Origin of the sequence: Campylobacter sp. IFREMER_LSEM_CL1085 (genome assembly GCF_025772235.1) — a bacterium.
Taxonomy (GTDB): Bacteria; Campylobacterota; Campylobacteria; order Campylobacterales; family Campylobacteraceae; genus Campylobacter_D; species Campylobacter_D lari_D.
Genome location: NZ_JAKMRU010000009.1, coordinates 16,382 through 33,771 on the forward strand (window position 1 = coordinate 16,382; position 17,390 = coordinate 33,771).

At 28.8% G+C, this 17,390-nt stretch carries 15 protein-coding genes and 1 pseudogene; 8 read left to right on the forward strand and 8 right to left on the reverse strand.

What is annotated here, in order from left to right; genetic code table 11:
• Window positions 1-113 precede the first annotated feature (113 nt).
• From L8W56_RS04935 to L8W56_RS04960, 6 genes are read left to right on the forward strand one after another with little or no spacing between them, the layout of a single operon-like run.
• The gene (locus tag L8W56_RS04935; RefSeq protein WP_263659592.1) at window positions 114-1,970 is read left to right on the forward strand and encodes a FapA family protein; all 1,857 of its coding nucleotides are present in this window, start codon (window positions 114-116) and stop codon (window positions 1,968-1,970) included.
• Window positions 1,967-2,518 carry a Holliday junction branch migration protein RuvA gene (gene ruvA, locus L8W56_RS04940; protein ID WP_263659593.1) on the forward strand — a complete coding sequence of 184 codons (552 nt, stop codon included), beginning with the start codon at window positions 1,967-1,969 and terminating at the stop codon, window positions 2,516-2,518. The genes L8W56_RS04935 and ruvA overlap by 4 nt, the downstream gene beginning before the upstream one ends.
• 16 nt (window positions 2,519-2,534) lie before the next feature.
• A complete protein-coding gene (locus tag L8W56_RS04945) occupies window positions 2,535-3,575 on the forward strand; it encodes a D-alanine--D-alanine ligase (RefSeq protein WP_263659594.1) in 1,041 nt (346 codons plus the stop codon).
• A 2-nt stretch (window positions 3,576-3,577) separates the two neighbouring features.
• On the forward strand, window positions 3,578-3,793 hold the full coding sequence (locus tag L8W56_RS04950; protein ID WP_087699049.1) for a type II toxin-antitoxin system Phd/YefM family antitoxin: 216 nt from the start codon (window positions 3,578-3,580) through the stop codon (window positions 3,791-3,793).
• Between the two features lie 2 nt (window positions 3,794-3,795).
• Entirely contained in the window at window positions 3,796-4,539 is a 744-nt protein-coding gene (locus tag L8W56_RS04955) for an alpha/beta fold hydrolase (protein ID WP_263659595.1), read from the forward strand.
• A complete protein-coding gene (locus L8W56_RS04960; RefSeq protein ID WP_263659596.1) occupies window positions 4,532-5,932 on the forward strand; it encodes a Mur ligase family protein in 1,401 nt (466 codons plus the stop codon). Before L8W56_RS04955 ends, L8W56_RS04960 begins: the two co-directional genes overlap by 8 nt.
• Window positions 5,933-5,946: 14 nt before the next feature.
• On the opposite strand, the gene flgH is transcribed toward L8W56_RS04960, so the two are convergent.
• Window positions 5,947-6,648 carry a flagellar basal body L-ring protein FlgH gene (flgH, locus tag L8W56_RS04965; RefSeq protein WP_133319229.1) on the reverse strand — a complete coding sequence of 234 codons (702 nt, stop codon included), beginning with the start codon at window positions 6,646-6,648 and terminating at the stop codon, window positions 5,947-5,949.
• Window positions 6,649-6,733: 85 nt separating this feature from the next.
• Here flgH and pta point away from each other — a divergent pair, with 85 nt between their 5' ends.
• Window positions 6,734-8,203, forward strand: coding sequence for a phosphate acetyltransferase (gene pta, locus L8W56_RS04970; RefSeq protein WP_318529805.1), 1,470 nt, complete (start codon window positions 6,734-6,736; stop codon window positions 8,201-8,203).
• A gap of 8 nt (window positions 8,204-8,211) precedes the next feature.
• Window positions 8,212-9,393, forward strand: a complete 1,182-nt coding sequence (locus tag L8W56_RS04975) for an acetate kinase (RefSeq protein ID WP_220566646.1) — start codon at window positions 8,212-8,214, stop codon at window positions 9,391-9,393.
• Between the two features lie 31 nt (window positions 9,394-9,424).
• Here L8W56_RS04975 and L8W56_RS04980 read toward each other — a convergent pair whose 3' ends face one another.
• The 7 genes and pseudogenes from L8W56_RS04980 to ppa all read right to left on the reverse strand — a co-directional run bounded on the left by L8W56_RS04980 (window position 9,425) and on the right by ppa (window position 17,381).
• Window positions 9,425-10,195: a MetQ/NlpA family ABC transporter substrate-binding protein gene (locus L8W56_RS04980; RefSeq protein WP_133319226.1), complete on the reverse strand. Its 771-nt coding sequence runs from the start codon at window positions 10,193-10,195 to the stop codon at window positions 9,425-9,427.
• Between the two features lie 72 nt (window positions 10,196-10,267).
• On the reverse strand, window positions 10,268-11,473 hold the full coding sequence (locus L8W56_RS04985; protein WP_263659597.1) for a glycosyltransferase: 1,206 nt from the start codon (window positions 11,471-11,473) through the stop codon (window positions 10,268-10,270).
• 9 nt (window positions 11,474-11,482) lie between these two features.
• A pseudogene (locus L8W56_RS04990) lies at window positions 11,483-12,139 on the reverse strand (methionine ABC transporter permease); the annotation flags it as partial.
• A gap of 2 nt (window positions 12,140-12,141) precedes the next feature.
• Window positions 12,142-13,098, reverse strand: coding sequence for a methionine ABC transporter ATP-binding protein (locus L8W56_RS04995; protein ID WP_263659598.1), 957 nt, complete (start codon window positions 13,096-13,098; stop codon window positions 12,142-12,144).
• 3 nt (window positions 13,099-13,101) lie between these two features.
• Window positions 13,102-15,714, reverse strand: a complete 2,613-nt coding sequence (locus L8W56_RS05000) for a valine--tRNA ligase (protein ID WP_263659599.1) — start codon at window positions 15,712-15,714, stop codon at window positions 13,102-13,104.
• A 74-nt stretch (window positions 15,715-15,788) separates the two neighbouring features.
• The gene (locus tag L8W56_RS05005) at window positions 15,789-16,826 is read right to left on the reverse strand and encodes a hypothetical protein (RefSeq protein WP_263659600.1); all 1,038 of its coding nucleotides are present in this window, start codon (window positions 16,824-16,826) and stop codon (window positions 15,789-15,791) included.
• Between the two features lie 36 nt (window positions 16,827-16,862).
• On the reverse strand, window positions 16,863-17,381 hold the full coding sequence (gene ppa / locus L8W56_RS05010; protein WP_263659601.1) for an inorganic diphosphatase: 519 nt from the start codon (window positions 17,379-17,381) through the stop codon (window positions 16,863-16,865).
• Between the last annotated feature and the right edge of the window lie 9 nt (window positions 17,382-17,390).

The following is a 17,390-nucleotide window of genomic DNA, read 5'->3' on the forward strand; positions in this document are numbered from 1 at the left end:
CTTTAAACATTAGTTTGAGTATTATAAAATTTTTAATAGAGCTAATTTTAACTAAATTTTGATTTTATTTTTGCTAAAATCAAAATTTTATATATAATAAGGAAGCTTAAGCTATGGAAGAAAAGAAAATTTTATACACTAAAGACCCTTATAGAGAGCTTTTAATATTTGCTTCTGAAAATAAATGTGAAGTTGATGAACTTGATTTTAGGTTGTTAAGTTTTAGTACTTCTTATACTTATGATAATCAAGAATGGATAAAAGTTAATGAAAAAGAATTGAAAATTTTTGAAGAAGATGAGAAATTTTTAAATCATGAATTAAATATAGAACAAGAATATAAAATAGAAATTTATTTTAAAAAATTTGCACGCATTTCAACTTTTGAAGTTAGTTTACATACTAACGAGCTTTGTACTTTATTAAAAGCCAGCGTTAGAGCTAGTGAAACTATTACTTTTCATGATAAATTAGCACTAGAGCTTTTAGAAGCTATTTATAAAGTGATGATAAAAGAAAAATATTTGCTTGGGCTTAGAATTTTTGATTTTAAAAAGCAAATTATTGATTTTAATGCTAAGGTTAAAGAGAAGCAAAAATTTGATTTTGAAGTTGAATTTGAAGTATGTAAAGGAATTAATCCGCAAGAGCCTACAAATGAAGAAATAAAATATCATTATTTAGAAAATCTAAAAAAGTATAATGATGTGATGAATAGAAACTATGTAGCACCTATAGGAAAAGATGAGGTGGCTATTGAGAGAATCAAGCCAAAAGAGGGTAGCGATGGCAAGGATTTAAGATTTAAAATTTTAAAAGCACTTCCACCAAAAATAAATAAAGAAAAAGTTGTTTGTTCTGATAAATTTGAAGTTAAAGAAGATGATGAGAGTATAAAATATATTGCTAAAAAAGATGGTTTTATTATACAAAGAAAATCCATTTATGAGATAGAAAATTATTTAGAATTTAGTAAAGTTGATTTTAAAAGTACAGGTTCTATTTGGGCGGGTTTTGATAAGCAAGTTATTATTGTGATTAAAAATACAAACACTCTAGAAGATGCAATAGGTCCTAGAATTACTGTTGAGGCTCAGGAATTAGAAGTTACTGGTAATATGGCTCAAGATTCTGTTTTAAGAGGTAAAAAAATAATTCTTAAAGGCAATATGCATCATAAAAGCACTATCATAGGACAAAAGGTTGAGGTTAATATCTTAAGAGGATATTGTGAGGCTGAGGAGGTTTTTGCTGAAACTTTGGAAAATGGCTCTATCAAGGCTAAAAAAGTAAATATTAAAAAGGCTATGGGTGGAGAGATTATTGCTGATGAAATTTACATACAAGAACTCGGCGGAAATTGTTTATGTAGTGCTAAAAGTTTAATCCATGTTGAAAAAATTCAAGGCAGTGGAAATAAATTTATAATTCAAGATCTTAAAGCTTTTGGAGAAGAAAAAAGCGGAGAAGAGATACTAATACATGTTGATGGATTGAAAAAAGAACAAGAAAATTTAGCTAAAGAAATAGAAGAGACTAAACACACAATCAATATAAGTAAAGACTCCATACGAATTTTACAGCAAAAAGTAAAAGAATTAATGAGTGCAAAAAGAGCTATACCGCAAGCTTATAAAGCTACTATTAAAGATTTTAATCAAAAGATTGAAAATCTAAGTATTTTTGCCAATAAAATAGAATCTTTAAAAGAAGAAGAAAAAGCAAATATGGAAAAGCTTAAGAAAATTCAAGAAAAACTTTTAAAATCTAAGATTATTAATAAAAGTGGAAAATGGATGGATTTAAATGAAATTAAATTCATTTTGTTAAATCCTAGAAAAGAATTAAGCTATTATCCTCATGATGAAGAAAAAATTCAATGTTTTGAGCTTCAAAAAATTAATACAGAAAATGAGATGGAACTTTTTGAAATTCGTGCTATTAGTAATTACAAGGAAGAAACTAAATGATAGTGGCAATTGAAGGAATAGTGAGTAAAAAAGAACCTACTTTTGTAGTTTTGAAAACTTCAAGTGGGGTAAGTTATGGTGTTTTTGTTTCGCTTTTTTGCTCAAGTAATTTTGAAAAAGATCAAAAGATTGAGTTTTTAATCACACAAATTATCAAAGAAGACTCTCATAAATTATATGGATTTTTAGATATAAATGAGCAAAAAATGTTTGAATTATTAATCAAAATTAGTGGTATAGGAGCAACTACTGCTATGGCACTTTGCTCAAGCTTAGATACTAATACTTTTTATGCGGCTTTACAAAATGGCGATGAGAATGTATTTAAAAAAGTTCCTGGTATTGGTCCAAAAAGTGCAAAAAGAATTATAGCTGAGTTAAGTGATGCAAAAATCAATATAGAAAATTCTAATCAAGACCAAGCACAAGCTTTGGCAGCTTTACTTTCACTTGGTTTTAAACAAGAAAATATTTTAAAGGTTTTAAGAACTTGTGAGAGTAAAAATACTAGTGAGCTTATTAAAGAGGCTTTGAAAAAATTAGCATAATAAAAGGAAAAATATAATGATATATGGTGTAATTTTTGGTGCAAATTCTTATGAGCATGAAATTAGCATTGTAAGTGCTGTGGTATTAAAAAAAGTACTTAAAGCACAAAAAAAATTTATATTTTGTGATAAAAATAAGGAATTTTTTCTTATAGATGAAGAAAAAATGAATGCAAAAACTTTTAGCAGCGGTGCTTATAAAAAAGAAAAAGCCTTGGTGCTAAAGCAGGGTGGGTTTTTTATAAAAACTATGTTAGGTGAGAAAAAACTTGACATTGATATAGCGATAAATATCATACATGGAAAAGATGGTGAAGATGGCAAAATAGCTGCTTTGTTTGATTTTTATGGTATAAAATACATAGGCCCACGCATAGAAGCTAGTGTTTTATCTTTTAATAAGGTTTTAACTAAACTTTATGCACAAAGCGTAGGGGTGAAAACACTTGATTATAAGGTTTTAAATTTGCATAAAGAGCAAAATGTATCTTTGGATTTTCCTTGTATTTTAAAGCCTGCAAGATTAGGTAGTAGTATAGGTATAAGCATAGTTAAAGATGAAAGCGAGCTTAAGTATGCCAAAGATGTTGCTTTTGAATTTGATGAGGATGTTGTGATAGAACAATTTGTAAGTAATATTAAAGAATATAACTTAGCAGGTTGTATGATAGATGAAAAAATGGAATTTTCTATTATTGAAGAGCCTAGAAAAAATGAAATTTTAGATTTTGAACAAAAATATTTAGGTTTTTCAGAAAGTTCTAAAGTAAGTGAAGCAAAGATTAGTGAAGAATTAAAACAAAAATTAAGGGATAATTTTACTAGAATTTATAATCCTTTATTTAAAGGAGCTTTGATTCGCTGTGATTTTTTTGTGATAGATGATGAGGTTTATTTAAATGAGATCAATCCAAATCCAGGATCTTTAGCAAATTATTTATTTGAAGATTTTACTAATGTAATTAATAGTCTAGCTAAAAATATAGAATTTGAAAAGCAAATTAAGATTGATTATGCTTTTATTCATAGTATTAATGGACAAAAAGGTAAGCTATAACCATGGCTACTTTTAGCAAAGATGAAATTTATACTGCAACTGAAGTGGTAAGAAATTTCAGCACTATGCTTGAAAAAACAAAAAAAAGTGAAAATGGTAGAGTGGTGATTGTAAAAAACAATAAATTTGAAGCTGTACTTTTGAACTTTGAAGAATATGAGCGTTTAAATGAAGCTGTGATGCTTTTAGAAAAGATTTACAAAGATAAAAAAGGCTAGAAATGGCAAAAACTAGAGTATATTCTAATGGGTATTTTTATAATTTAAGTTATGAAATCATCAATCCAAAATGCGAAAAAACAATTCTTGTTTTGCATGGTTGGGGTGCTAATAAAGAGCTTATGAAGCAAGCTTTTGAAAAGCCTTTGAGTGATTTTAAGCAAATTTATTTAGATTTACCTGGTTTTGGAAATTCAAGTATAGACGCACCTATGGATTCTTATGCTTATGCAAAGGTTGTAGAAGACTTTTTAACTACAATTGAGCAAAAAACAGATTACTTAATGGGGCATTCTTTTGGCGGAAAAGTTGCGACTATTATGTGCCAAAATGCTAATTTTCAAGGTTTGATTTTGCTTTCTAGTGCAGGCGTGGTCTTACCAAAAAGTTTTAAAGTGAAGTTTAAAATAGCCTTGTTTAAAATTTTGAAAAATCTCCCTTATGGGGATTTTTGGAGGAAATTTTTTATTAGTAAAGACGCTCAAGGCATGAATGAAGTGATGTATGAAACCTTTAAAAAGGTTGTTAATGAAAATTTAGAAAATGAATTTCAAAAGCTTAAAAACCCTATTTTGATTTTTTGGGGTAATGAAGATAAGGCTACACCTTTAAAAAGCGGAGCAATTATCCATTCTTTAGCACAAAAAGGGAAATTTTTTGCATTAGATGGGGATCATTTTTTCTTTTTAAAACATGCTGATTTTATAAATGAAAAAATACATGAGGAATTTTTTAAAAATGATTAGTATGATAGCTTTTTTAAGTTTAAATTTTTTACTTGGATTTTATCTGATTTTAGCCTTACAATGGTACTCTTATAAATTTTCACGCATAATTTTACACTTTCCCAAACCTTTATGGCATTTGTATTTTTTAATAATTCCTTATTTTGCTTTTGTATTTTCTTTATATAGTGGAAATTTTTATTTATATTTTATAGTTTTTGCTCTATCTTTACTATATGGTGGATATTTATATAAAAATTTAGATAAAAAGTTAGTTTTTACTGCTAGGATTAAGCGTTATTTTTTATTTTTGTCGCTTTTTAGCTTGATATTTATACCATTTTTTTGGATCGGTTTAGAAGCTTTAGTAGTTACATTTTTATTAAGCTTTTTTGTGGAAAAAATTAATCAGAAAAGTTTTATAAAAAAAGCAAGTAAAAAGATTTGTGATAATCCAAATTTAAAAATTATTCTAATAACTGCAAGTTTTGGAAAAACAAGTATAAAAAATTTTTTATACGAACTTTTAAAAGATGAGTTTAAGTGCTATAAGACTCCAAGAAGTGTTAATACTTTTATGGGTATAGTAAAAGATATCAATGAAAATTTGGAAAATAATACTGAAATTTATATCGTAGAAGCTGGTGCAAGAGAGCAAAATGATATTTTAGAAATTACAGAGTTTTTAAATCCTCAAATTTGCATAGTAGGTGAGATTGGTTTGGCGCATTTGGAATATTTTAAAACTCAAGATAATATCCGCAAAGCTAAGTTGCAAGCTTTAAAATCCAAGCGTTTGGAAAAATACTTTTTACACTCAAGCACCTTATATGAAAATGAATTTTATGATGAGTATTTAAGTGATGTTAGGGCAAGTTTGGAAGGATTGGATTTTAAAATAAGATTAGATGATAGTATTTATGACTTTCATGCAAATTTACTAGGTGCTTTTAATGCTTATAATATTAGCGTGTGTATTTTGCTTGCATATTATTTAGGAATTAAAATAGAAAATATTACAAAAAGCGTATCGAATTTAAAGGCAGTAGAACATCGCTTGCAAGTGATTTCTAAAGAGCCTAAATTTATCATAGATGATGGCTTTAATGGAAATTTTAAGGGTATGAGTCAAAGCTATGAGCTTTGTAAAAGCTATCAAGGAAGAAGAGTTTTGGTAACTCCTGGTATAGTTGAAGTTAATGAAGAAGAAAATATAAAATTATGTAAAATTATTAATGAATGTTTTGATTTTGTGATTATTACTTCAGAGACTAATAGTGTGATTTTACAAAAACATATCACATTAGATTTTTATGTATTGAAAGAAAAATCTCAACTTGTGCAAACTTTATCAAGATTAACTCAAAATGGGGATTTGATTTTATTTTCCAATGATGCACCAAGTTTTATGTAAAACCATTTAGCTTATTAAAAAGGCCAAATGGTCTCCATAAATTTTGTCCCCCAAGGCTTGCGTGTAGATTTGTCTATATCGCCTTCAGTTTTATAAAGAATTTTTGCATCAGCTATATATTTACTATCTATCATATTATCTTGAGAAATATCATAAGGTCTTATAACCCCGCTTAGTTGAATGATTTGTTTTTCTCCATTGATTAAAAGCTCACGACTTCCTTCTATAAAATAATTTCCATTAGATAAAACCTTAATTACTCTAGCAGAAATTGTAGTTTGGAAATTTTCACTTCTAGTTTGGCTTCCTGTGCCTTGATATTGTGAAGTACTTGCTGTGGTATAGCCTATATTTGTATAGTCATTAACAAAATCTCTAACTTTGCTAAGTCCGGCACCTGTAGTTATTTGTCCACCGCCTAAATTTACATTGTTGTTTTTGCTTGTAGATTTAGAGCCTTGTGAATTTTGTGTAGCATTTTCTCTAATGACTACGGTTACCAAGTCATTTACATTCATTGCTTTTTTATCAGAAAATAAAGGGTTATCTCCTTTACCAAACAGCGATCCAGGATTGCTTTGAGTATTATGATTTTGCTTAGGAGCTAGTTCTTCTACATAAGTAGGTGGTTTCATATTAATATGTGGATCAACTGTGGCACTACAGCCAAACATTACAAAAGGTAACAAGTAAAAATTAACATTTTTAAATTTCATAGCTTTATAACCTTATATTATTATGATGAATTTTAAAATAATTATATTATAAAAAACAATTATTTTGTTAAATAAAGAGGAAAAAATGAAATCTATGTTTTTGTTAAACTGCATTGATGAAAAATTTTTGCAGCAGTGTTTAGAAAAGGTACGAGGTAAAATAGCTTTTTACTTTCCTGTTTTTTGTGAAAAAAATAAAGAAAAAGTTACTTCATTTTGCACAAAAAGAAATCTTAAAATAGATTTTTTTAGTAGTTTTGAAAAAAATGAGTATCAAGGTAAATTCACTCAAAATTTAAATGATTTTTTTAAAAAGATTATTGAAGATTTTGAGAAAACAAAAAAAGAAAATGATTTTACTATAGTAGTTGGAGTAGATGATTTTGGCTTGATGGGGGATTTAAGTTTAAATATAGCCTTAGCTAAAGAGCTAAACGCTCCATTGTATGCAAAAAGTCAAGATGAAAATTATACTATGTTAAATTTTTTACTAAGCCAAAAGCTTAGCGACTTTGTTTTGTTAAAAGAAAATGAAGATTTTACTCAAGATTTATTACAAGAATATACTTATAAAACTCAGGCAAGATTTTCTTATGAGCTTTTTGAAAAAGCAAAAGCAGATAAAAAAATAGTAGTTTTACCTGAAAGTTTTGATGAAAGAGTATTAAAAGCTAGTGAATTTTTAATACAAAATGAAATTGTTGATTTGATTTTGCTAGGTGATAGCAATGAAATTTGTGCGAAAGCTAATAGTTTAAATATCAATATCGATGGTGTGCGTATTATAAATCCTAAAAATTCTCAATATAATGAAGAATTTGAAGAACTTTTATATGAAGCTAGAAAAAGTAAAGGTATGAGTAAAGAAGAAGCTAAAAAACTCGTGCAAGATAAAACTTATTTTGCGACTTTACTTGTACATACTCAAAAAGCCCATGCTATGGTAAGTGGTGCAAGTACAACTACTGCTGAAACTATTCGTCCTGCTTTGCAAATTATCAAAACAAAACCTGATGTGAGTTTGGTTTCTGGTATGTTTTTTATGTCTTTAGAAGATAAGGTTTTGGTTTTTGCTGATTGCGCTGTTATGCCAAATCCAACCCCTGAACAACTTGCTGAAATTGCTTATGTGAGTGCAAATAGTGCTAAGGCTTTTGGACTTGAATCTAAAGTGGCTTTACTTTCATATTCTAGTGGAGATAGTGGGAGCGGGGTTAGCGTGGATGCAATTAAAGAAGCTACTAAAATAGCTAAAGAAAAATATCCTCAACTTGAGCTAGAAGGTCCTATACAATTTGATGCAGCATATGATATGCTAACAGCAAAAAGTAAAATGCCAAATTCTAAAGTAGCAGGAAAGGCAAATGTATATGTGTTTCCTGATTTAAATGCGGCAAATATTTGCTATAAAGCAGTGCAAAGAACAGCAAATTCTTTAGCTATTGGCCCGATTTTACAAGGTCTTAAAAAGCCAATTAATGATTTAAGTAGAGGTTGCTTGGTGGAAGATATTGTTAATACTGTGATTTTAAGTGCTATTCAAGCACAAGAATAAGGAGAAAAATGAAAATATTAGTTTTAAATTCAGGTTCATCTTCAATTAAATTTAAGCTTTTTGAAAAAGATGAAGCCCTAGCATCTGGTTTAGTGGAAAAAATAGGCGAGCAAAGCTCTAAAATAGAACTAAAAGATCTAAAAAGTGGTCAAAAATACCAAAAAGAATTAGCAATTAAAGATCATGAGCAAGGTATTGAATTAGTAAATGAATTATTTGCTCAAAGTGGAATTTTACATGATTTAAATGAGCTTGATGGGTGTGGACATAGGATAGTTCATGGAGGTCCAAATTTAACTAAACATTGTTTAGTAGATGATGAAATTTTAAAAGAAATTGATAGGGTTTCTCATATAGCACCTTTACATAATCCTGCACATTTAATAGGTATTAAAACTATGATAAAAGCAGCTCCAAAAGTTCCCAATGTGACAGTTTTTGACACAGCTTTTCATCAAAGCATGCCTGATTATGCTTATATGTATGCTTTGCCTTATGAGTTTTATGAAAAACACCAAGTTAGAAAATACGGCTTTCACGGTACTTCACATTCTTATGTAAGTAAACAAGCTGCACATATACTTGATAAAAATATTAATGAATTTAATGCAATTAGTGCTCACCTTGGAAATGGTGCGAGTGTTTGTGCTATAGAAAATGGAAAATGCGTAGATACTTCTATGGGTTTTACTCCACTAGAAGGTTTGATTATGGGAACTAGATGTGGTGATATTGATCCTGCTGTATTGCCATTTTTAGCAAAAGAATTAAATTTAAATCCATCTGATTTAGATACTATAATGAATAAAAAAAGTGGTGTTTATGGAATTTGTGGGTTTAATGATTTTAGAGATATTGAAGCGCAAATTGAAGAAAATAACGAAAAAGCAAGACTTGCTCTTGATATGTTTTGTTATCGTTTGAGTAAATATATTGGCTCATATTTTGCGATTTTACCTAGAGTCGATGCGTTGATTTTTACAGCTGGCATTGGAGAAAATGATAATATTGTTAGAGCAAAAGTTTGTCAAAGACTAGCGCATTTGGGATTTGATATAGATTTAGATAAAAATACACAACTTAGAAATGGTGAGATTAGTAAAAAAGACTCTAAAATTAAAATTTTAATTGTTCCAACAGAAGAAGAATTAGAAATAGCTAAAATTACCACAGAACTTATTAAAAAATAAATAACCTTGAGTTTTAAACTCAAGGTTTGTTTTAAAATGCAGGAACTACGGCACCTTGGTATTTTTCATTGATAAAATCTTTTACTTTTTGACTTTGCAAAGCCTTTATTAAAGCTTTGATTTTAGGATTATCTTTATTATCTTGTGTAGTTACTAAGATATTTGCATAAGGACTTTCTTTACTTTCTATTAAAATAGAATCTTTTACAGGATTTAAATTTGCCGATAAAGCATAGTTTGAATTAATCACTGCAAAATCAACATCATCTAAAGCTCTTGGAAGTTGTGCTGCTTTTAACTCTTTAAATTTGATATTTTTTGGATTATCTTTAATATCAAGTGGAGTTTTTAATGCGATATTTTTAAAACTAACTAGTTTAGTACTAGCGATAATATCTAAAGCTCTGCTTTCATTTGTCGGATCATTTGGTACAGCTATAGTAGCATTTTGTGGAAGATCTTGGATATTTTTATATTTTTTAGAATAAACAGCCATTGGTTCGATGTGAACTTTTGCAACGCTAATTAATTTTGTGCCTTTATTGGCATTAAACTCATCCAAATAAGGTTGGTGTTGGAAGAAATTCGCATCAAGTTCTTTACTATCTGTACTAAGATTTGGTAAAACATAGTCATTAAATTCTTTAATTTCTAATGTGTAACCTTCTTTTTTTAATAAATCTTTAGTTTGTTCTAAAATTTCAGCATGAGGAACAGGTGTTGCACCTACAGTGATAACTTCATTAGCAAATAAACTTGCACCTAAAATTGTGCTTACAGCGAGCAATTTTAACAATTTCATATTAACTCCTTTTTTATAGTTTTTTAAAATGTTTGATTATATTGTAAAAATATTAATAAGATGAGAAAAGTTTTATTTTTGTTTGTTTTTATATTCTTTAGAAAAGCATTTAAGTTCTTTTATAAATTTTATATAACCACCTTTATACCAACTTTTTTGAGCATTAATAAGGGCTTTTCCAATTTTATAAGAATAAGTATTTTGATTTTTAATACCTTCGCTTTTGTAATCATCATAGCTTGATAAAGGTGGAAGTTTAAGGTAAGGTTTTGTTTTCAAATCTTTTTGGTATTGTTTAGCTAGTTTTGTGTGTTTGTAATAAATCTTTAGTAGAGTAAAAGGTAAAAAAGGAATTTTTTTCTTATTCTTAGCACACTCTATAAAGGCATAACCTAGTTTGTATGATAAATGATATCTTGTGCGTTGGATGGATTGCTTGTTGTCTTTGTGAAAAGAGCCTATATATTTACTTCCTCCAAATTTTAACCATTTTTCATAATATTCTTGCCATTTAGGCCATGTTTGATTGCAAAATTTACTATTCCAAAAACGACTGTTGGTGCCACAAGCATGAACTATAGAAGCATTTTGTGTAAGATTTGTAAGGTAATGAGTACTTCCCGTATATTTGTCTTTTAAATCTTTGACTTTAAAGTGATTTTCATAAACCATTAAGGAAAAAATTCCTTGATCTTGCCAATTTTTAGTATTTTGTGAAAGATAATTATAAATGAATTGATAACACTGTAAAGGATTTGGTATAAGATCGTTAAAGACTAAAATTCCTGTTTGATATACACGCTTATTGAAATATTTTTTTTCTAAAGGCAGTGCTGTGTGAATTAATGTTTTACCTAATCTTGCACCAAAATGATATTTTCTAGCTCTTAATTTACTAAGTTCATCTATACTTTTTAAAAGTAAAACATCAAAATCAAGATAGATAATACTTTCGCATTCATCTAAAAACTTAAAAGCTTCAAATCTTGCAAAAGCCATATGCGTCCATCTTTTTAAGAAAAATAAATTATTAATATCGTTTTGATTTTTATCAAGAGTGGTTAAAAAATCTTCTTGGGTAAAAAGAATAAATTTAATTGTTTTATTTTTAACAATTTTTTGCATGATATTTTGATCATTCAAGCTAAAACCATCATGTAAAATATAAAATATATCTACCTTTTCGCCCATAACATCCATGATGTTAATGAGCAAGGTTCCTATGGTAAAACTTGAATTTTTAGTCGCTGCTAGTAAGATACCAAGTTTATGTTTCATTGTTTATCTTTTGGTGATTTTATAAAGAATATTTCCTATAAATTGTATGATTTGAACTAAAACAATTAAAACCACAACAGTTTGAATCATAATATCAGTTCTAAAGCGCTCATAACCATAGCGAATGGCCACATCACCTAAACCACCACCACCAACAGTTCCTGCCATAGCAGAAAAACCAATAACAATAATCAAAATTAAAGTAATACCATTAATAATACTTGGTAAAGCCTCGCTAAACATAACTTTAAAGATAATTTGTGCTTTGCTAGCTCCATAAGATCTTGCTGCTTCAATGATAGCAGGATCAATTTCTTTAAAAGCACTTTCAATCATTTTGGCCAAATAAGGCGCAATTCCTATGGTAAGTGGTACTATGGTAGCAGTTGTTCCTATGCTAATACCAATGAGATATTTTGTAAAAGGACTTAAAACTACAATAAGTACTAAAAATGGAAAAGATCTTAAAATATTAATGATAAAATCAAGCACGCTATAAATGCTTTTGTTTTCACATAAGCCACCTTTATCAGTAATAGTAAGCACAATTGCAGGGATAAGCGCGATTAAAAAAGCTAAAAAAGTGGCTGTAAAACTCATATAAAGAGTTTCTAGTAATGCTGGATAAAGTATATTTTCAAAATTTCTCAAAATTGTTTCTAAGTTCATTACACAAGCTCCCAAATAACGCCATTTTCTTGTAAATAATTTAAAACTCTTTCTTGATCTTTAGCTTCTATATTGATCACCAAATTTCCTAAAGCATTGTTGTTTAGTTTTTCTATCTTACCCCAAACTATATTAAAATCAATATTTAAACTTCTAGCCATATGAGTGATAATGCTTTGATTTGCTTTTTCTTTACAAAAATATAAACGCACATTAACTCCATTTAGTGGTAAAAAATCACTCTCACCTAAGAATTCACGCATTTTTTCACTTGGCTTTAAGAATAAATCCTCGATTTTCCCTTGACCTATAATTTGTCCATGCTCTAGCAATACAGCCTTTTGTGCTATTTGTTTTACTGCTTCCATTTCATGAGTTACTAATACTACACTGATGTTAAATTCTTGATTGATTGTGGCAATAAGTTCTAAAATGTTATTTGTAGTATTTGGATCAAGTGCAGAAGTAGCTTCATCGCTTAGTAAAATTTTAGGATTTAAAGCAAGGGCTCTAGCTATGGCCACTCTTTGTTTTTGCCCACCACTTAGCTCATTTGGATAAGCTTTGCTTTTAGCTAAAAGTCCCACAAGATCTAAAAGTTCATTAACTCTTTTTTGAATTGTGCTTTTGTCAAAATTATGAATTTCTAAAGGCATAGCTACATTTTCAAATACATTTTTTCTACTCATAAGTGCAAAATGCTGAAAAATCATCCCTATATCTTTTCTAAATACTCTTAACTCTTTTTCTTTTAAAGTAGCTATTTCTTTACCAAAAACTTCCACACTACCACTTTGATAATTTTCTAAACCATTAATACATCTTAGCAAAGTTGATTTTCCTGCCCCGCTGTGTCCAACAAGAGCATAAATTTCCCCTTCTTTAACTTCTAAAGAAACATCATTTATAACTAATTCTTTGCCATAATATTTTTTAAGATTTTGTATTTTTATCACTTATTAGCCTTCTAAATTAGAAATTTCATCATTGATTTTTTCAAGTTGAGTTTTAATGCTTTCAAGTTGAGTTTTATTTTGCTCAACAACCGTAGCCGGTGCATTAGAGATAAATTTTTCATTTTTCATCATAGCATCTAGCTTGTTAAATTCTTTTTCAAGTTTTGTTTTTTGACTATTAAGCCTATTTAAAACACCGCTTAAATCAAGATCTTGAGTTGGTATAAATACTTCTAAATTCTCGCTTACATCTCTAATGGATTTTTCTAAATTTGTATTGATAAACTCGATGTTTTCACATTTTGCAAGTGTTGAGATGAAATTAGTGTAATTTTTTAACTCACCCATTAAGCTCTCATCGTTTAATTTTATACAAGCTTTTTGAATTTTTGCATTTGCAAGCTCTACTAGGGTTTTTGCACGGCGTAAACTCACTATGCTTTCTATAATGATATTGAATAATTTTTCTATTTTTTCATTTCTAGAATTAAATTTAGGATATTTTGAAATCATTATAGAATCATGAGTTTGGATAGAAGTTTTACTTAACTCATGGTATAAATACTCACTAATAAATGGCATAAAAGGATTTAAAAGTTTTAATGCTTCTTTAAAAATACTTCCAAGTTCTTTTATACTTGATTTTTCAGCCTTGCTAAGTTCAATCCCCCAATCACAAAATTCATCCCAGAAAAATCTATACAAAGTATTTGCCGCATCATTAAAGCGGTAGTTGTCTAAATTTTCTCTTGTTTCTTTTACGCATACTTCAAAACGAGATAGCATGTATTTTGCTAAGTTAGTTTGAATTTTACTTTTATCTAAATCTTCAAATTTTTCTTCATTTAAGAGTAAAAATTTACTTGCGTTATAAAGCTTATTGGTAAAATTTCTAACTTGTATGAGTTTGTCATTGCTTAACTTTATATCTCTACCTTGGATAGCTAAAAGAGCAAGAGTAAAACGCAAGATATCAGCGCTGTATTCATCCACGCTTTGCACAGGATCAATGACATTACCTAAAGACTTGCTCATTTTTCTACCTTGTTCATCTTTAACCAAAGCATGCAAATATATATCTTTAAAAGGAAGTTCACCTAAGGCATTAGTGCTTTGAAACATCATTCTAGCAACCCAGAAAAATAAAATATCAAAACCAGTGATTAATAAAGAATTTGGATAAAAATCTTTTAAATCATCTTCATGCCAAAGTGTGTTTTTACCCCAGTCTTTATTACCCCAACCTAAAGTACTCATAGCCCAAAGACCTGAAGAAAACCAAGTATCTAAAACATCAGGGTCTTGTTTGAAATTAGTGCTTTGGCATTTTGGACATTGACTTGGAGTTTCTTCGCTTGCCCATTCATGAGAGCATTCACAGTAATACACAGGAATTTGATGACCCCACCAAAGTTGTCTTGAAATACACCAATCTTTTAAATCCCTCATCCAAGCATTAAAACTATTAATCCAATGTGCAGGGTAGAATTTGCTTCCACCAAGATTAACTTTTTCTATGCTTTCTTTTGCGATTTCATTTTTTACAAACCATTGTTTAGAAATGTAAGGTTCAACTACATTTTTACAACGATAACAATATCCTACTTGATTAGTATAATCTTCTATTTTTTCAACAAAACCTTTTTCTTGTAATTCTTTTATAATAATATTTCTTGCTTCTAATCTTTCTAAGCCTTTAAAATGCAAGCAATGTTCATTTAAAATACCTTTTTCATCAAAGATGGTAATAAATTCAAGTTTATGTCTTAAGCCTACTTCATAGTCATTATGATCATGTGCTGGGGTTACTTTCACAAAGCCTGTACCAAATTCCATATCCACATGCTCATCAGCAATAATAGGAATTTTTCTATCTATTAAAGGTAAAATGACATTTTTGCCTATTAAGTGTTTAAATCTTTCATCGCTTGGATTAACCATCACAGCACTATCACCAAAATAAGTTTCTGGTCTTGTGGTGGCTACTACGATATATTCTTGAGAATTTTCTAAGAAATATTTTAAATAATATAATTTTCCTTTATTTTCTTTGTGTTCTACTTCTATATCGCTTAATGCTCCATCATGAGTGCACCAATTTACCATGTAATTTCCACGCACAATAAGCTTTTTATCATAAAGATCCACAAAGGCTTTTTTTACTGCATTTACTAAACCTTCATCCATAGTAAAACGCAAACGACTCCAAGCGGGAGTGATACCCAAAATTCGCATTTGCTTAACTATGGTACCACCGCTTTGCTCTTTCCATTCCCATACCTTTTTTATAAATTCTTCTCTACCGAGTTCTTCTTTTTTAATGCCTTGAGCTAAAAGTTGTTTTTCTACAACATTTTGTGTTGCAATCCCTGCATGATCAAGTCCTGGCTGATAAAGAGTTTTGTAACCATCCATTCTTTTATAACGCGTTGTGATATCTTGTAGAGTACAAGTTAGAGCATGACCTATATGCAAAACACCTGTTACATTAGGTGGTGGCATCATAATACAAAAGTTTTTACCTTTTTCTTGAATTTTTTCATTACCATTGATTTCAAAATATCCGCGTTCTTCGCAAATTTTATAATATTCTTTTTCTAGTGATTTATCATACATAATTGCTACCTTGAGAATGAAAATAAATTGTTATGTTAGCTTAAAATTGTTAAAGAAGTTTTGAAATTTAGAAATTAGTTATAAAAACTAATTTCTACTTTACGATTATTTTGTCTTTGAGAATCAGACTTATCTTTAGTAGGATAGGTGTCTTTTCCCAAAGATTTTATTTCTATAACCTCAGTAAAACTAAAGAAATGTTTAGCCACATTCATTGCTCTATTTAATCCTATCATATAGTTTGCAAAAGTGCTACCTCTATCGTCTGCATAACCTTGAATTTTAACTCTTTTGAGTATATCTTCTCTTGCTAGATTTTGATTGATTTTTTCAAGTAGATTTTCATTGCTGTATTCACTATATCCATTTCTTTCAAATAAAAATTTTAAATCAGAAATTTTAACATCTACATAATTGTATTTTTTCTTATTTTTAGCAAAAACAATATCTTTATTATATATGCTTAGTTTCATATTGTCATTTGAAAGCATATCGATAAAAATCGTTAAATTATAATCTTGAGAATTAATTTTAACAGGATTGATCATTTCTTTTAACATATCAACCCTATAATCACTTAAACTTTTTCCATCCAATACATAAACTTTAACAAAATCATTACTTAATCTTGGTTCATATCTGCTAGTTTTACCTTTTGTAATGTATTCTTGCATAGTATTTTTATATTTTGTTGTTTTTTCTTTTTTTATGCTTGTTTGTTTGTTGTTTTCAACGAGAACTTTTTGTTCTTCTTGGGCTACTTTAGGAGTAATAGTTTCATTTTTAGAAACTTCAGCTATATTTGTTTGGGTTGTTGGCGCGACTTCTTGAGTGCTTGTATTTTCATCTATGATAGGATTATTTTGTACTGGAATTTCTTCTTTTAAAGACTCCGGATTTATTTGTTGTGATGGATAATAAGTATTATCACTTATATTATTTCTTTCTTGATTGTATTGAGTACTTGGCGGAGTGTAGCTTTGATAAGAACTACTTTTTTTATAATCATATACATAAGTATTTGAATCATCTTCAAAATACCACATATAAAAACCAATACTAGCGCCTATTAGCACCACAAAAGCTATACTAAAAGCAATAATACTTTTCATTTTTTATCCTTTGTGAAGTCCTCAAAAGGACTTTAATTATTTATAATTTTTAATAGAATTTTCTAAAATTTCACTTGCTTTTTCAATACCTGCAAATTCTTTTACTTTTACCCATTTGTTTGGCTCAAGCATTTTATATGTTTCAAAGAAATTTTTGATTTTATCTAGGCTTGCTTTTGGTAAATCATCTAAACATTTAATATTATCATATCTTGGATCTATTTTACTTACAGGAACAGCAAGTAATTTTTCATCCATACCACTTTCATCTTCCATTAATAATACCCCTATTAAACGACAAGGAATCACAGCTCCTGCTTGGATAGGATATTCATTTAATACTAAAACATCAATAGGATCGCGATCATCTGCAAGAGTATTTGGTATAAAACCATAGTTTGCTGGATAAAACATAGCTGAATACATCACGCGATCAACCATGATGGCTCCGCTTTCTTTGTCAAGTTCGTATTTAATGTTTGATCCATAAGGAATTTCAATAACTGCATTAAGTTTATTTGGTATTTCTCCAACTTTGATTTTGCTAATATCCATTTTTTATCC

Bases quoted from the DNA above. Each gene is read 5' to 3' on its own strand.
- L8W56_RS05005 (WP_263659600.1), bottom strand. From the start codon at position 16,826: ATGAAAAGTATTATTGCTTTTAGTATAGCTTTTGTGGTGCTAATAGGC.
- L8W56_RS04935 (WP_263659592.1), top strand. From the start codon at position 114: ATGGAAGAAAAGAAAATTTTATACACTAAAGACCCTTATAGAGAGCTT.
- L8W56_RS05000 (WP_263659599.1), bottom strand. From the start codon at position 15,714: ATGTATGATAAATCACTAGAAAAAGAATATTATAAAATTTGCGAAGAA.
- L8W56_RS04975 (WP_220566646.1), top strand. From the start codon at position 8,212: ATGAAAATATTAGTTTTAAATTCAGGTTCATCTTCAATTAAATTTAAG.
- ppa (WP_263659601.1), bottom strand. From the start codon at position 17,381: ATGGATATTAGCAAAATCAAAGTTGGAGAAATACCAAATAAACTTAAT.
- L8W56_RS04960 (WP_263659596.1), top strand. From the start codon at position 4,532: ATGATTAGTATGATAGCTTTTTTAAGTTTAAATTTTTTACTTGGATTT.
- L8W56_RS04945 (WP_263659594.1), top strand. From the start codon at position 2,535: ATGATATATGGTGTAATTTTTGGTGCAAATTCTTATGAGCATGAAATT.
- L8W56_RS04955 (WP_263659595.1), top strand. From the start codon at position 3,796: ATGGCAAAAACTAGAGTATATTCTAATGGGTATTTTTATAATTTAAGT.
- L8W56_RS04950 (WP_087699049.1), top strand. From the start codon at position 3,578: ATGGCTACTTTTAGCAAAGATGAAATTTATACTGCAACTGAAGTGGTA.
- flgH (WP_133319229.1), bottom strand. From the start codon at position 6,648: ATGAAATTTAAAAATGTTAATTTTTACTTGTTACCTTTTGTAATGTTT.
- L8W56_RS04985 (WP_263659597.1), bottom strand. From the start codon at position 11,473: ATGAAACATAAACTTGGTATCTTACTAGCAGCGACTAAAAATTCAAGT.
- ruvA (WP_263659593.1), top strand. From the start codon at position 1,967: ATGATAGTGGCAATTGAAGGAATAGTGAGTAAAAAAGAACCTACTTTT.
- pta (WP_318529805.1), top strand. From the start codon at position 6,734: ATGAAATCTATGTTTTTGTTAAACTGCATTGATGAAAAATTTTTGCAG.
- L8W56_RS04980 (WP_133319226.1), bottom strand. From the start codon at position 10,195: ATGAAATTGTTAAAATTGCTCGCTGTAAGCACAATTTTAGGTGCAAGT.